This is a genomic window from Pseudomonas sp. TMB3-21 (genome assembly GCF_054898145.1).
This window is the reverse complement of sequence record NZ_CM142718.1, coordinates 3,957,960-3,972,047: the sequence shown is the minus strand read 5'-3', so window position 1 is coordinate 3,972,047 and position 14,088 is coordinate 3,957,960. Positions and strand designations below refer to the sequence as shown.

Sequence of the window (14,088 nt, the reverse complement as noted above, 5' to 3'; positions counted from 1 at the left end):
TCACCCGCCACACCGCGCTCTGTCAGCCATTTCCTACTTTTTACGGGCGTGCTTCGCGTCTGAACGCGCGCAGCGCAGTCAGGGATGTGCCCTACACCAACTTATGAAATGTCCTACTTCGCTCGTCTGCGGCTCCACGTATTTTTCGTATCCTCAATGGACACAAGGATATGTGGATGTTCACTGCCGGCCCCCACACCGCATTCAGACTTCAGATCCAGGATTTCCCCTCTGACTTTCAGGTGTTCAAGTTTTGCGCCACGGAAGCGCTGAACGAACCGTATGAAGTGAAACTCGAGCTGGTCAGCGAGCGGGCGGACCTTGACCTTGAAGACCTGATGAATCGCTCGGCTTTCCTCACGATCGGTGCCGACGGTGCCGGCTTCCACGGGCAAATCCATCAGGTTGCGCAAGGCGATTCAGGCAAGCGGCTGACGTGGTATCAGATAATCCTGGTGCCACATCTCGCCTATCTGGCGCATTGTCATAACCAGCGGATATTTCAGCACCTTAGCGTGCCGCAAATTATCGGCAAAGTGCTGACATCCCATGGCCTGCAGTCCGACGCCTGGCGTTTCCAGCTGAGTGGCGAATACAGGCCTCGCCTCTACTGCGTCCAGTACGAGACTGGTCTGCACTTCATCCAGCGGCTGTGTGAAGAAGAAGGGTTGCATTTTCATTTCCAGCACAGCGCCTCTGCGCATGTACTGGTCTTCGGTGACGATCAGACCGGCTTCGCGAAACCGGGCAGCGCGACCGCATACAAGCCAGGCACTGGCCTGGTCGCCGAAGCACCGGTCATCGACCGTTTCAAACTGCGTCTGGTAACCCGCCCGACTCATGTCAGCCGTCGTGATTACGATTTCGAGAAACCTCAGTTGCAACTCGACAGCGAGAGCAAAACCGCGCTGCAGCCGCATCTTGAGGACTACGCCTTCCCAGGCCGGTTTACCCACCGCGACCAGGGTAGACGCCTGGCCAATCAGGCACTGCAAAGTCACCGCGCCGACTACCAGCAAGCGGACGGCCGCAGCGATCAAAGCGCATTGCACAGCGGTTATTTCCTCGATATGAGCGAACACCCACGGGCCGAGCGCAACGGTCTCTGGTTGGTGACTGAAGTCCGGCATATCGGGATTCAGCCTCAAGTGCTCGAGGAGTCGATGGTCGACTGCGATCCGCAGGAAGATTTCAGTCAGGGTTACCGCAACCATTTCGTCGCGATGCCTTGGGACGTCATCTTCCGACCGGCGCTCAAACATCCCAAGCCGCGGATAACGGGCCAGCAGCCGGCAATCGTGACCGGTCCGCCCGGCAAAGAGATCCATTGCGATCGTTACGGCCGGGTGAAAATCCAGCTGGCCTGGGACCGCGACGGCGAGCACAACGAACACTCGAGTTGCTGGCTGCGAGTTGCGACAGGCTGGGCTCATGACCGTTATGGCAGCGTGCAGATTCCGCGCGTCGGCATGGAAGTGCTGGTGGGTTTTACCGAAGGTGATCCCGACAAACCGTACGTCATCGCTTGTTTGCCTAACGCATTGACTCCGGTGCCATTGGACCTCCCGGCCGAACACACACGCAGTATTTTTCGCAGTCAGAGCAGCCCGGGCGGCGGCGGTTACAACGAGCTGCGCATCGAAGACAGAAAAGGCGCCGAGGAAATTGCCCTGCGCGCCCAGCGCGATTTCGTCCAGCTCGTTCTCAACGATGAGCGTCTCCAGGTCGACAACCAGCGCACGGTGGTGGTCGGCGGCATTGCCAGTCACGACTTGCGCGGTGAAAAGCGCCGTGTGACCCATGGCAATCGTCTGACCGAGCTCAAACAGGATGAACACCTGACTGTTCATGGCACCTGCCACGTGCAGACAGGTAACCACCTGCTCAATGCGGCCGAGCGCATTCACCTCGCCGCCGGGGCTCTGATCGTCATCGACGGTGGCAGCCATCTCACGCTCATGGCGGGCGGTCAGTGGTTGACACTGGGTCCGGAAGGCATTTTCAGCAGCGTAGCGATTCAACAGGGTGGCTCACCGGCAGCGATTGGCCCGGCCGAACCGCGGGTGCCCGGAGCTTTGCCGCTTTTGAAAGTGAGCGTCCATGCGGCACAACAGCGCCGCGCACTGATGTCTTCCCGCAGCTCGCGCTGCCTCATCTGCGAGGCAGCCCAGGCATGAAGCTTTCAGTCGCCTTGCCAGCCGACCTGCCATGGTCCCGGCACCACGCCTGCCTGTTAGTCGACGGCACGGCTGTGCCCGATTTACCAACTCGTCTGAAGCAACTCAGCGCCAGTGTGAACACCGTTGCGCTGTACGACAGCTCGCCGTTCAAAGCGCTGCGGGATATCTCGCCGCTGCTGGTGGCCATTCAGGGCGTCGATGATCCTGTTTTTCAGTTTTATCTGGAACAGGCAGAAGAAGAGTGGGCCGTTTTGTTATTCAGCCATTCTCCTGCGCTGGGGGTCGCGCAACATTTACGCAAGTTGCTGACGGTAGCATTGCCGGAAGGTCAGCAAGTCGCCCTGCGGCTGGCGGATGCCGCCGTGGCAAACGCTCTGTTTGCCAGCGCTGACCAGTGCTTGTTCGGGCCGCTGTCCTGCGTGGTGGCAGCCGATTGCGTCAACGCCACCTGGCATCGCCATCAACCTCGCCAACCGCAACCTCCAGAACTGCCGACGCCGTATCGGCTGAGCCATGAATTGAACGCCGCGCTGGACGATGTGGACCACCGCCGGGCTCTGCTGGACCTCGATGCTCATTTGCTCAAGCACTTTCCAGAACGCCACCTCGGCGCTGGCATTGCCCAGCGTTGGCCAAGGCTGCAACAGCTGCAAGTGCAGGCCAGCACCTTGGGGCTGAGCAGCCAGTCCGAGCTTTTTTACTACGCCAACCTGATGACCTGGCTCAACACCTCCACGCTCGAAGAACATCCCGAAATCGCCCGATTGCTCCACTCACCGTCACTTCAACCATTGGGTGAGCGTATTGCGCTGGCCGCCAACCTGGCCGAGCGCAAAGCCAACACAGGAGGTCACCCATGACCCATCCCGCCAATCTCGACGCGGCCGCTGCGTCCAAAACCACCATCGGTTCGGTCGGTGCCTGTCCCTTGCGGCAAACTAACGTACAGCTGCTGCCTGTGCGGTATGGCCTGGTGGATAAACTGCTCGATCCAGGTGCGGAACTGAAGCTGCCCTATTCATTAACGGCGCGACCTTTGGGCATCCGTCTGCTGCGCGATGGCTGGTTGTATGTGATCGATAGCCTGACCGGTCACCTGCATGAATATCGAGTGCTCAACGGGTTGGTCAGCGCTCTGCTGCATAAAGGCGCGAGCGTCGACAGCGGTGCGCGCGCACCGATCGAAGAAAATCCCGCGCTGGTGTTTTCGCGGGGCAGCACCCTGCATGTGACGTTCGCTGAAGTGCAATGGACGGCCGCCAAATGCAAGCAGGTGCTCGACCACGGCGAAGAACGCGAGCACTTCATGCAACCCGTCGAGCTCGGCGAGGTGGATTGCGAAACCGGCGGCACCCATTTGCTGACAGTCGAGCAAGGACGACAGTGGCTGGCGGAAGTAGCGACGGGGCCTGATGGTCATTCGCCTGCCGCAGCATCGGGCACCGTGCAGGTCAGCGATGCTCCCGCGCACGAACGTGAGCCGTATCTATGGGAGCAACCGCCGCGCTTTCGCCAGGCGCATATCGGTGAACTGCTGGGTCAGGTACGTGCGCCTTATCAGGACGACACGCTGTTTGTGCTGATCAATGATGATCTCGGCGTGCTACGAGATCTGGCCGAGTATCAGGACACCGTGGTCGGCTGGGTTGAGGAGTGGAGCAATACCGACCACAACGAACGCGACTATCTGCTGGCGTGTTACATCGAGTCCCTCAGTCAGCTCAGCGTCGAGGATATTGGGGCGCTCTCCAAGGTGGAGCAAAACCCGGCGACGCAGGCGTTGTTTACTGACCTTGAGCAGCTGCCGGAACCGGATCGCGAACAGACCCGCCAGGCCTTGGTCGATTACCTGAACAAGGGCGGCAACGTTGTGCCTGTGGATGCTCCCGTAACGCCTGAGCTGGAAAAATCACGCGGCGACGCTGTCCACTCTGCTCGCGAACTGAACCGGTTCGACAGCATCACTCCCGATTTCACCGCTGAGAGCCGCGCCGTCGAAGACGCTGACCGGCGTTACTACACACGCGAGCATTTCAACCCTGCGCCCAATGCCTTCGTCGAGCGCCATTTACAGACGCTGATCAACCTTGGGCAAACGCAGAACCGGCATCTCGATAACCAGCTTGAAGGCTCATGGTTGAGCGGCAAACGCGGGATCAACGACTTCATCGATCGTCCGGCCATGGACGCTGTGCTCTGGCAGCATCGCGACGACCTCACGCGCTGGAATCGCCTGCTCGATCGCATCACCGCCGACCGCACGCTGTTGGTGTGTGAAGGGCGTTACCATCGCGCGGCCTGGCCCTACGACGGGCAGGATCCATTGCAATTGGGTCAGGCTTTCAGCGCCGAATATGCCTGCCTCAAGGACATTTGCCGCAGCGACGTGGCCAGCGAGGCCTTGCTCGGCTATCTGGAAGAACATCCGGAAATGACCCGGCCGCTGTTCTACACCCTGCCCCTGCAACTACAGCCGCAGTTGATTGCGCAATACACGGTGGTCTCCAATGCGGGCATGGGTGTGGTCAATAATCTGCAGCCTTTGCTGCAGGACCTGAAAGAAATCGAGCAAGCGCATCTCCCCGCCCTCGATGAGTTGCCCGAGCACACCCGCACGTTGGCCGACGCGGCCCAGCACAGCCTGAGCCCGGCATTGAACCTGGGCATGAGCCGCGCGCTGGAAGCGTTCAATCTGACCGGCGAGAAAATTCCGGACCTTGATGAACTGTTCCGGCGCCTGCCCAAAGCCCTGCCAGCCCGGATACTGGATGCGGCGAGAACCACCGGCGTGACGTTTACCGTCGCCAGCCCGGCAGAACACGCCGCGTTGCAATCGACCATCAAGGAAATTCTGCGCGAGCGCGAGTATTTGAGCGAGCTGACCCGCGAGCGAAACCAGATCACCCACAATAAAAATCGTCAGGGCCACAAGACGGCTCGGGCCGTGGAGTTGCAGGCCGAAATCGTTCGCGTGCGGGCTGAGCTCAAGTATCAGGAAAGCCGCTTGGCGGGGGCGCTGAGCCCGATTGCCGAACTGCCGGATCAGTCGGTGCGGCTGCGCGGAGCAACGCCGGCCCGGGCGGGTGTTACCGCGGTTTTTCCACCGCAGCAGCAGATGGAAGTGCGCAGTTTGCTGAAGGATATTCGGTTGGGCGTGCGCTCGGTGCCGAATGGGCAGTTGATTAGAAGTGAGGGGATGGGGTTGTTGGTGTTTTTGGCGCAGGGGGTGAATTTGGTGGGGGCTTATCGAGAAGTGATGAGCCAAGAAAGAGATAAAAAGAAACGAGGTGATTTTTTCGCTGCACTCGCTGCGACCGGTGCTGCTGGATTTTTGGCCGCGCAAAGTCTGGCGGATACAGCTTTGCAGGCGCGCAGCACGGCTCTCGTTGCCGGCCTGCAGCATCACACATTGCAGAATGTGCATGTGCGGATGGGGAAGTTGCATATTGGGTTAGGAGCTTTTACCTACGGCTTTGGATTAGTCACATCCCTGTCTATGCTAGATATGCAAAGCCAAAATTGGCAGCATGCGACCCGCAGTGGCAACCTCTCTGCACAAAGCAGTACGGGGCTTGCGATGGCCGGCGCGAGCGGCATGGTCGCTGTCAACGCTTACGGCCTTAGCAATACTATTCAAGCCACTTTCGCTGTAATTAATGCTAACAGCGGTGCAGCGAGAACCGCTGCCTGGGCTGCCGCGGGCACCAGGCTCTCCACAGTCTTTTTCCGCTTCAACCTGGCCGGAGCCCTCTTCACCGTATTGGAGTTCACCGGATCCTGGCTTTTCAACTACTACAACATCAATGCCCATGAGAAGTGGCTGAAAACCACACCATGGGGCTTGGGCGCCGAAGGTCCAGGAGATTATTCACTCGAAGATTACCAGCGTTATCTGACCTACCTGCTTCACGCTCCTTACGCTCAACTCGGCGCAAATGAGCATGACTCATGGGTGAAGCAACTTGTGCTGAAAGCCAAAATCAGCGACATCCACCTGGTTATTCCTGGCCTTAACCTGAGTCACTTTCAGCCCCCGTTGGACGGCCAGCCAAGCCATCGACTCGGCATTGGCGCCAATCGCATTTCTGCCACCTTCCACGGTGGCGGCGCGCGACGCGAAGCCAGGGAAGCCGTCAGCAATGAAGTCACCGCCAGCTTGCGTTTGGTGCAATCAGCATCCAGGCACCTTGTGCTGTGCCTGCAATTCCCATCAGATCCACTAAACCCCGACGCCCAGTTGCCACCCACAATCGAAACACTGGAATTGGTCGTGTGCATAGAGACCCTCAACAGCAGCGGCGCGTGGATCTCACAAAAATACATCATTCATTTGAAACCTCGCAAAGAGGGCCATTTTCCGGCGCTGCCTCCTGACGCGAACACTCAATACCCACCTTTGCTACTCGTTGAAACTCATTTGCTGGAGATGGCCGACCATGCCGAACACCCTTGACAGCGCGCTGGTAACACCACTCCTGAAGCCGCCTAAAAGCGCGGGAGATATTGAGCCCTTTATTGGTGGGAAAATTACCTACCTTGCGCCATTGCCTCTACCGACACCATTGCCTCCACACGGCTCTCACATTGGAGAGCTCAATGATGCTCATATGGACTTTGGGCTGGGCTCGCCCCAGATTTTTTCGTGGCAGGTGATTCTCGGTGGTCCGTTTAGCGTGGCTTTCACTATAACGATCCTGTTTCCAATTTTTACTGGGTTTCTCGGGATTGTGTTTGGCTATGGCTGGGCAGAAATCTGGGAATCAATGGTCGGCATATTCGAAGAAGGTCGCGGATATGCAGTTGTAACGGGCATTTACTCCTTGCTCATTGGCGTCGGCGTCTGGCATCACAACCACAAAAAACGGCTTCGAATCATCCCCACCCGCTTCAACCGCCAACGCCGTGAAGTTTGCTTCATGCCCGATGGCGAGACCGAGCCGCTGTTCGTCCCTTGGGAGTCCCTCTCCGCCTGGGTCATCGAAGCACAAGGCGCCACTCAATACGGCATCCATCGCCAATACGGCATGGGCCTGGGTTTCCAACACAGTGAAACCCTCACCAGCCTGGAGTTTTCCTGCGCCAGCCTGCCGCTTGCCATCAGCCACTGGGAAGCAATTCGCGGCTACATGGAATACGAAGTCAACGACCTCAAATCCATTCAGGACTTGCAGGACCTGCAAGGTCCCGACGATCCACCGCACGAAGGCCTGCACACTTTCCGCAACGCCCGCGCGCGCATGCATCAGCAAATTCGCGACGGCCAGCGCAGCCGGCTTTCGGGACTCTTCTGGTACCTGTACCACGTGATGACGCTCTGGACGATCCCCAACTACCTCACCGAATGGGAAATCCGCCGGCTTGCAAAAATGGGCGAGCGCGCCCTGCCTGAGTCGATGCGTGAGTGGTCGCAGCCGTTGCCGAGAGAGCAATGGGCAAAGCCGAGTGAAGAACTGCTGAGTATGAGTGAGCAGGTTCGCACCTTGCACAAACGACAGCCGCGTCGCCCAATCACCGAAATTTTTGCTGAGGTGCAGCGGTTGAATCCAACGGACAAACGCCACGCATGAATGACGATTACCAAGCGAGTGCTAGTACAACAAAAAGGTTGGACGAGCATGCTCGCGAATGCTCTTCGCGATCAGCCCCCCAAGCATCAAAAATAAAGTCATACGATCTCTCTGCAACAATGTCCGAGTCAAGCGATGACCCGTTCAGTCGCGCAACCCTTAATTCCAAAGGCTTTAAAAAACCACGTACCCTTGCCCACCCCATCCAATTCCGGTAAAACTCAAGAGGTTGTACGATGACCTAATAAAAACACGAAGCCATCCTGGAAGATGGCACGCACCCTTTTGAGAACCTGCCATGACCCGCCCCGCCCTCGCTTCATCCACCCCAACACCTTTTCCCCGTCACATCGCCGTACTCATTTTGTTGTGCATGGGCTGCGCATTCGCCGGCAATCATGTGGCCGCCCGGGTTGCCTTCGATGATGGCGCCGGGGTGTTGCTGGCGATCCTGATGCGCTCGGGCGGAACGCTGTTGGTGCTTGCTGCGCTGGTGTTGTGGCAACGACAAAATCTGCGTTTGCCGGCGGGCGCCTGGCGCTGGCAATTGCTGCTGGGCTTGCTGATCACCGCGCAAAGCCTGTGCCTTTACTCGGCCGTCGCGCGGGTGCCGGTTGCATTGGCGTTGCTGGTGGCCAACGTCTTCCCGATTCTGCTGGCGCTGCTTACCTGGGCGCTGGGTGGAGCACGGCCGACGGCGCGCACGGCGGCATTGATGGGGTTGATTCTGGTGGGGCTGGTGTTTGTGCTCGACGTGCCCGGGCGCCTGTCCGCCAACGCCAGTGTTGGTCCGCAATGGCTGCTCGGCGTCGGCCTCGCGTTTTGCGCCGCCACTGTATTCGCCTGCGCGCTGTGGATTACCGATCACAAGTTGTCTCAGGTGCGCGGTTCGGTGCGCAGCCTGCTGACCATTTTTATCGTCTTCAGCAGCGTCAATCTCGCGGGTTTGACCGGCGCACTTCCCGGCGGCCTGAACCTGCCTGCGACGTCGACCGGTTGGCTGGCCCTCGCGACGTTGGTGGTGCTGTATGGGACGGGGTTCATCGTGCTGTTCATTTCCGTGCCGCGTCTGGACATGCCGCGCAACGCGCCGGTGATGAACATCGAACCGCTGGCAACATTGCTGATGGGCTGGATTGTGCTGGATCAGATGCTGAGCGCGGGCCAGGTGTTGGGCGGCGTGATTGTCGTGACGGGCATTGTGCTGCTGACGTACCGCAAGGAAACACCTAAGGTCGAAGCGAAAGCCGCGGCTTGATCGACGAGGTCGTTCAAGCAACCGTGGCACCTGCGTCCTACACCAATCACCTGTAGGAGTGAGCCTGCTCGCGATGAGGCCCGCACATCCGACATCATTGTCGCCCGTGAAATAGCCATCGCGAGAAGGCTCACTCCTACAGTGTCCAACATCGATCGCCACTGAAGGCGCAGGTCAGCGCGGTTTGACCACAACCAGCAGATCCGTGAAATGCTCAATGCGGATCGGCAGGTTATCCGCCAGTGTCGCCAGCGCGGCATCGGTATCGTCGAGGCGGAATACGCCGGAGACCCTTAACGCCTGTAACGATTGTTTGTCAAACCGCACCAGGCCATGACGGTAGCTGGCTAACGCCTGCAGCACTTCGCTAAGTGGTTGGTCGTCGACTTTCAGCAAGCCGCGTGTCCAGGCATCAGGGTCAGCGTTGGCGATGGCGTGCGGTGTTTGCACCTTGCCCTCTTTCATTACAATTTGCTCGCCGGCCTTGACGTTCGCCACGTCGAATCCATTGGGTTTGGCGGCAACGACCGATTCGAGCACGCTGACCACCGTTGAGCCATCCGCTTCGCGTTTCACCATGTACCGCGTGCCACGCGCCGTCGCGGTGCCTTGGTCGGTGCGCACCATAAACGGACGCTTGGCATCCTTGGCTACCTCCACCCACAACTCGCCGGAGAGCAACTCAATCACCCGTTGCTGCCCGTCGAATTTCACATCCAGCGCTGAATGGCTATTAAGTTGAAGATGGCTGCCGTCCGACAACATCACCTCGCGCCGCTCACCCACGCCGGTGCGCTGATCGGCCATCCAGATCGGCAGGTTGTCGACACCAACCCAGCCACACACCAGCACTGCCAGCAGCGCCAACGCCTGAGCGCCACGACTCGCGACGGATCGACCCGGTCGCGCAAAAGCCTGTTTCAACGCAACCCGCGCAGGCGCGGCCGGCAGTTCATCGAGGCTGGCCCATAAGCCACGCATGCGTTCAACGGCAAGCGCATGCCGTGGATCGGCTGCGCACCAGGCATCGAATACTGCTCGGTCGGTGTTGCTGGCAGAGTCGTCATGCAGCAGTGTCAGCCAGCGCGCGGCCTCGTTAATCATCTGCTCGGAAGGTGGTGTCACGATGGCTGATCCGCCCCGTACAAAGTGTTGTAACAATGCACCAGTGCCGCCGAGACGTAGTTTTTCACCGTGCTGGCCGATACCTTCAATTCCAGCGCGATCTCGCTGTACGTCAGCCCATCGAGCCGACTCAGCAGGAACGCCTCACGGGTCTTGGTTGGCAATCCTGCGAGCATCACGGCGATTTTTTCCAGTGCCTCAAGCGCGACGTGAATCGCTTCGGGGTCCGGCATGCCGGCATCACTTGCCTGAATAGCCAGCGCCTCGAGATACGCCTGCTCGATCCGCCGACGCCGGGCGCCATCGATCAACAGTCGCCCGGCCATGGTCGCCAGAAACGCCCGGGGTTCCTTGATGGTGTGCGGATCGGTCAGTGTCAGCACCCGGATAAATGCGTCTTGCGCCACATCGGCCGCCCGTTGCGAACAGCCGAGTTTCTTCCGCAGCCAGCCATGCAACCAGGAGTGGTGATCGCTGTAGAGCTGGGTGAATGTCCGGTGACGGCTCGCCAGATCGTCATCAGCCACGGAAAAGTCGCGCATACGAAAAAATTTCTCAAATAAGAAAGATTACCAGTAGCGACAACGATGACAGCAAATCTGCGGCAGAGCAAGCCACCAACGGGGGCGAATTTTCAGAAGAGGCTCAGATTTTGCGATCGACGTCAGTGCTCCGGCGCGACCATGCGGAACCTGATATTGATCTCGCTGGAAACGAAGCTGTCCGCCCATTCGCCCTCGCCCAGTTTGAAGTCGGCGCGCCTGAGGATCAACTCGCCATCGAAGATGCCGATGGCGTCCTCGGACTTCAGCACCACCGGCACCTCCACCGTGCGCGTAACGCCGCGTAATGACAGCGTGCCGCTGATCAAATAGCGATCATCGCCCAGCGCTTTTACAGCAGTCGACTGGAAGGTCGCGCGCGGATAAGCCGCCGTGTCGAACCAGGCAGGTTTTTTCAATTCGTCATTGGCGTCGGTGCTGCCGGCATCGATACTGCCCAGTTCGATGACCAATCCCGCCTGGGAGACGGCAGGATTCTGTGTGTCGAAAGTCAGCGTACCGCGAAAGGTGGCAAAGGTGCCATACACCCGCGAGCCCATCTGGTAATAGGTGAAACTGATGGTGCTGGCGGTGTCGTTGACCTCGGTGTACTCGCGCGCTTGGGCGCACGGCAACGCTCCGAACAACAGGGCTGCAACCCCTGCGGCAGAACGCAGGAATCGATGGTTCATGGGTTTCTCCGATAACGCGGTAACAAGACTTAAGCAAAGATTCGCCGTGGACGCGAATCCCGCTAGCGCTGAACCAGAAACCCGGTAACCCGTCCCGCTAAACCAGACGCTGGATTTTCTGATGTTTCCACACCAACTTGTAATACAGCGTCTGCAACACCAGCATGCCCAGATACGCCACCGGGAACGCCATCCACACGCCTTGCAACCCGAAGTGCCCGTCCAGCACATAGGCCACAGGCAGTTGCACCCCGACCACGCAAAAAATCGAAATAGCCATCGGTACCAGCACATTGCCGCTGGCGCGCATGATGCCGCCGATGATCGCCTGGAAGCCAAACACCAACAGACTCCAGAGCATGATGTGCAACAGGTGCTCAGCCTTCGCCCGCGTCAAGTCATCGGTCAAGAACAGGCCCAACAACCAGTGCGACAGTAGGTAACCCAACACCACCAGGCCACCGGTCAGGCACACGTTGATGAGCAGACCCGTGCGTAGAATCGGCCCGATCCGCTCGACCCGCCCCGCACCAATCGCCTGTGCGCCGAGGATCGAGGCAGTGATCGCAATCGACAGCGCCGGAAACTGCACGTAATTGACGATCTGCGTCACCGCGCCATACGCCGCCGTTGCCTGCGAACCGTGCTGATTGACCAGCGCCAGAATCACCAGCTCCGAGACCGACAACACCACCATCTGCAACCCGGTCGGCAAACCGATGCGCAACACCTTGCCGAGAAGCACCCGGTCCAGACGCATCGCCGCGAACATCTCACGATCCGGCGCAAGGGGATGCCCGCGCCGAATCAGTCGCCAAGACAACCAGCCCATCGCCGACAGATTGCCCACCAACCCCGCATACGCCGCGCTCTGAATCCCCATCATCGGCAGCCCCAGCCAACCGCGAATCAACGCCGGCGTCAGCGCCAGCCCGATACACGTCGACACCACCAGCGCCACCAACGGCGACACCGTATCGCTCACCCCGCGCAGCAGCTGCGTAAACAGCACGTACACCAACAGCGACGGCATGATCCACATCATCACGTGGGCATACGCAACAGCGTCGTCCAGCACGTCCGCCGGCGTGCCCAAACCCTGCAACGCTGGCCGCGCAAACACGCTGCCCAGCACCGCCGCTGTCAGGCCAATGATTGCGCCCAAGAGCAACGTCGTACCGGCAATGGCTTTGACCAGATGCGGTTCGCGCGCGCCCCAGGCCTGACCGATCAATACCCCCGCCCCGGCGCCGAGGCCGATCACCAGCGCGATGAAAAAGAACACGATGGGGAACATGCCCGACACGGCGGCCAGCGCCTGTGTGCCCAGCATCTGGCCGATGTAAATGCTGTTGATGGTGCCCGACATGGACTGCAGAAAATTGGAGAGAACCATGGGCGCAAGGAAAAGCAGGTAGGTTTTCCAGAGGTGGTGATCGGTGGTCGGGGTTTGCATTGGTTGAAGATCCGGCTCGACTGCGGGGTACGGTTTCAAGGATAGCGTCAGCGGCGATGAACACGGTGAAATGATGGATCAGGGTGTGTCCGGTGTTTTTGCGCGACAGGGAGTAGACGTCGTAGGACCGCTATAAAGTTCCTACGCAAAGCTCGGAATCGCTCACCTTGTCGGGGGATGCGATGAGGCTTATAGTCCGGTCCGTCGTCCGGATGGACGATTCGGGTTTGGCGACCTGATCACAGAGAATGCGAAGGCTCCAGGCTTTGTTGCAGGGGTCGTCGCACCCGCAAAGCCGCTGTCATGGCGGCTGTGCGCGGGAGACCTTCGGGTCTGCCGGTTTTCTCTGTTGCCGGTTCGCCAACCTGCGCACAGCTGCCACCCAATCGTTTGGCGACGACTGAGTGACGGCGTTAGCCAATCAAACAGAGATCTTCATATGAATCGATACATGCCCCTCACCGGAATCGACCTGGTCCCGGCCTCCCTGCTCATCGACACCCAAGCCCCACTCGACGTCCTGCAAGCCATGGCCGACTACCGCATTCGCTCGGTCACGCAAGTGCTGGAAAACATCGCCTACCGCGCAGAGCTCGGTTGCGACACCGTGGTGCTGACGGACTTTTCTCAGTTGCTGGTCATTCCGTTGAGGGATGGGTGTGATTTGATGGATGTGATCGGGCGGCGGTTGCGGGCGCAGGTTGCGGAGTGAGTGATGAAAACGGGCGCTGAAATGCGCCCGTTTTTTGGGTGAAAAAGCTTCGATGTTGCGAATGACGGATTCACTCCAGGTCCGCTTGTCTCCAATACCCGTATTGATCCTGAACGGACTGGCGGAGCACTGGCAACGATGAGCAAAAGCCTGGGCAATCAAACGCTGCCTTCTCGTTCGATGACCAGAATCCGCGCTTCTCCACGAGGATGCGCAACATGTTCACATCCAACCCCTGCGAAAAACACGTCGCCAACCACCAATGTCACGACGCGTTCGATGCCTGACTCGCGATAATGCATATCTACCGTGCCGTCGAGGACTGCGAATACCTCCTCACCATCATTGATATGCCACTTGTATGGCTGATCGGTCCAGTGGAGGCGGACGGTGGTTCCATCCATGTTAGCGATGTGTTCAGCACCCCAAGCGCGAGTGGCGGTGAAATCCTTGCTACGAATAACTCTCATTGATCGTGGGTCTCGAGAAGGTAGTGATTTGCTCCAATTTATCAGAACCGTTGGCCGCCCACTGCTGACCGAAAAGAATGCCTGGA

11 protein-coding genes are annotated in these 14,088 nt (G+C 59.0%); 6 read left to right on the top strand and 5 right to left on the bottom strand.

Features of this window, described 5'->3' with window-relative positions; all coding sequences use genetic code 11:
* Positions 1 to 176: 176 nt before the first annotated feature.
* The 5 genes from ACYZTS_RS18195 to ACYZTS_RS18175 all read left to right on the top strand — a co-directional run bounded on the left by ACYZTS_RS18195 (position 177) and on the right by ACYZTS_RS18175 (position 9,005).
* Positions 177 to 2,177, top strand: a complete 2,001-nt coding sequence (locus ACYZTS_RS18195) for a type VI secretion system Vgr family protein (protein WP_461990984.1) — start codon at positions 177 to 179, stop codon at positions 2,175 to 2,177.
* Positions 2,174 to 3,040: a DUF4123 domain-containing protein gene (locus ACYZTS_RS18190; RefSeq protein ID WP_461990982.1), complete on the top strand. Its 867-nt coding sequence runs from the start codon at positions 2,174 to 2,176 to the stop codon at positions 3,038 to 3,040. Before ACYZTS_RS18195 ends, ACYZTS_RS18190 begins: the two co-directional genes overlap by 4 nt.
* Positions 3,037 to 6,633 carry a toxin VasX gene (locus tag ACYZTS_RS18185; protein ID WP_461990980.1) on the top strand — a complete coding sequence of 1,199 codons (3,597 nt, stop codon included), beginning with the start codon at positions 3,037 to 3,039 and terminating at the stop codon, positions 6,631 to 6,633. Before ACYZTS_RS18190 ends, ACYZTS_RS18185 begins: the two co-directional genes overlap by 4 nt.
* A complete protein-coding gene (locus ACYZTS_RS18180) occupies positions 6,617 to 7,747 on the top strand; it encodes a hypothetical protein (RefSeq protein ID WP_461990978.1) in 1,131 nt (376 codons plus the stop codon). Before ACYZTS_RS18185 ends, ACYZTS_RS18180 begins: the two co-directional genes overlap by 17 nt.
* A 298-nt stretch (positions 7,748 to 8,045) precedes the next feature.
* Entirely contained in the window at positions 8,046 to 9,005 is a 960-nt protein-coding gene (locus ACYZTS_RS18175; protein ID WP_461990976.1) for an EamA family transporter, read from the top strand.
* A 174-nt stretch (positions 9,006 to 9,179) separates the two neighbouring features.
* Here ACYZTS_RS18175 and ACYZTS_RS18170 read toward each other — a convergent pair whose 3' ends face one another.
* The 4 genes from ACYZTS_RS18170 to ACYZTS_RS18155 form a co-directional block, all read right to left on the bottom strand.
* The gene (locus tag ACYZTS_RS18170; protein WP_461996477.1) at positions 9,180 to 10,109 is read right to left on the bottom strand and encodes a FecR family protein; all 930 of its coding nucleotides are present in this window, start codon (positions 10,107 to 10,109) and stop codon (positions 9,180 to 9,182) included.
* A 17-nt stretch (positions 10,110 to 10,126) separates the two neighbouring features.
* Positions 10,127 to 10,672: a sigma-70 family RNA polymerase sigma factor gene (locus ACYZTS_RS18165; RefSeq protein WP_461990974.1), complete on the bottom strand. Its 546-nt coding sequence runs from the start codon at positions 10,670 to 10,672 to the stop codon at positions 10,127 to 10,129.
* Positions 10,673 to 10,794: 122 nt separating this feature from the next.
* Positions 10,795 to 11,364 (bottom strand): YceI family protein, encoded by a 570-nt coding sequence (locus ACYZTS_RS18160; RefSeq protein WP_461990972.1) that lies wholly within the window; start codon positions 11,362 to 11,364, stop codon positions 10,795 to 10,797.
* Between the two features lie 97 nt (positions 11,365 to 11,461).
* Positions 11,462 to 12,820: an MATE family efflux transporter gene (locus tag ACYZTS_RS18155; RefSeq protein WP_461990970.1), complete on the bottom strand. Its 1,359-nt coding sequence runs from the start codon at positions 12,818 to 12,820 to the stop codon at positions 11,462 to 11,464.
* Between the two features lie 439 nt (positions 12,821 to 13,259).
* Between ACYZTS_RS18155 and ACYZTS_RS18150 the strand changes: the two genes are divergently transcribed.
* On the top strand, positions 13,260 to 13,532 hold the full coding sequence (locus ACYZTS_RS18150) for a hypothetical protein (protein ID WP_461990968.1): 273 nt from the start codon (positions 13,260 to 13,262) through the stop codon (positions 13,530 to 13,532).
* A 158-nt stretch (positions 13,533 to 13,690) separates the two neighbouring features.
* On the opposite strand, the gene ACYZTS_RS18145 is transcribed toward ACYZTS_RS18150, so the two are convergent.
* Complete coding sequence (locus ACYZTS_RS18145; protein WP_028624550.1) at positions 13,691 to 14,002, bottom strand: cupin domain-containing protein; 312 nt, start codon at positions 14,000 to 14,002, stop codon at positions 13,691 to 13,693.
* Positions 14,003 to 14,088 lie beyond the last annotated feature (86 nt).

Coding starts and splice junctions, on each gene's coding strand:
- ACYZTS_RS18195 (WP_461990984.1), top strand. CDS start 177: ATGTTCACTGCCGGCCCCCACACCGCATTCAGACTTCAGATCCAGGAT.
- ACYZTS_RS18190 (WP_461990982.1), top strand. CDS start 2,174: ATGAAGCTTTCAGTCGCCTTGCCAGCCGACCTGCCATGGTCCCGGCAC.
- ACYZTS_RS18185 (WP_461990980.1), top strand. CDS start 3,037: ATGACCCATCCCGCCAATCTCGACGCGGCCGCTGCGTCCAAAACCACC.
- ACYZTS_RS18180 (WP_461990978.1), top strand. CDS start 6,617: ATGCCGAACACCCTTGACAGCGCGCTGGTAACACCACTCCTGAAGCCG.
- ACYZTS_RS18175 (WP_461990976.1), top strand. CDS start 8,046: ATGACCCGCCCCGCCCTCGCTTCATCCACCCCAACACCTTTTCCCCGT.
- ACYZTS_RS18170 (WP_461996477.1), bottom strand. CDS start 10,109: ATGATTAACGAGGCCGCGCGCTGGCTGACACTGCTGCATGACGACTCT.
- ACYZTS_RS18165 (WP_461990974.1), bottom strand. CDS start 10,672: ATGCGCGACTTTTCCGTGGCTGATGACGATCTGGCGAGCCGTCACCGG.
- ACYZTS_RS18160 (WP_461990972.1), bottom strand. CDS start 11,364: ATGAACCATCGATTCCTGCGTTCTGCCGCAGGGGTTGCAGCCCTGTTG.
- ACYZTS_RS18155 (WP_461990970.1), bottom strand. CDS start 12,820: ATGCAAACCCCGACCACCGATCACCACCTCTGGAAAACCTACCTGCTT.
- ACYZTS_RS18150 (WP_461990968.1), top strand. CDS start 13,260: ATGAATCGATACATGCCCCTCACCGGAATCGACCTGGTCCCGGCCTCC.
- ACYZTS_RS18145 (WP_028624550.1), bottom strand. CDS start 14,002: ATGAGAGTTATTCGTAGCAAGGATTTCACCGCCACTCGCGCTTGGGGT.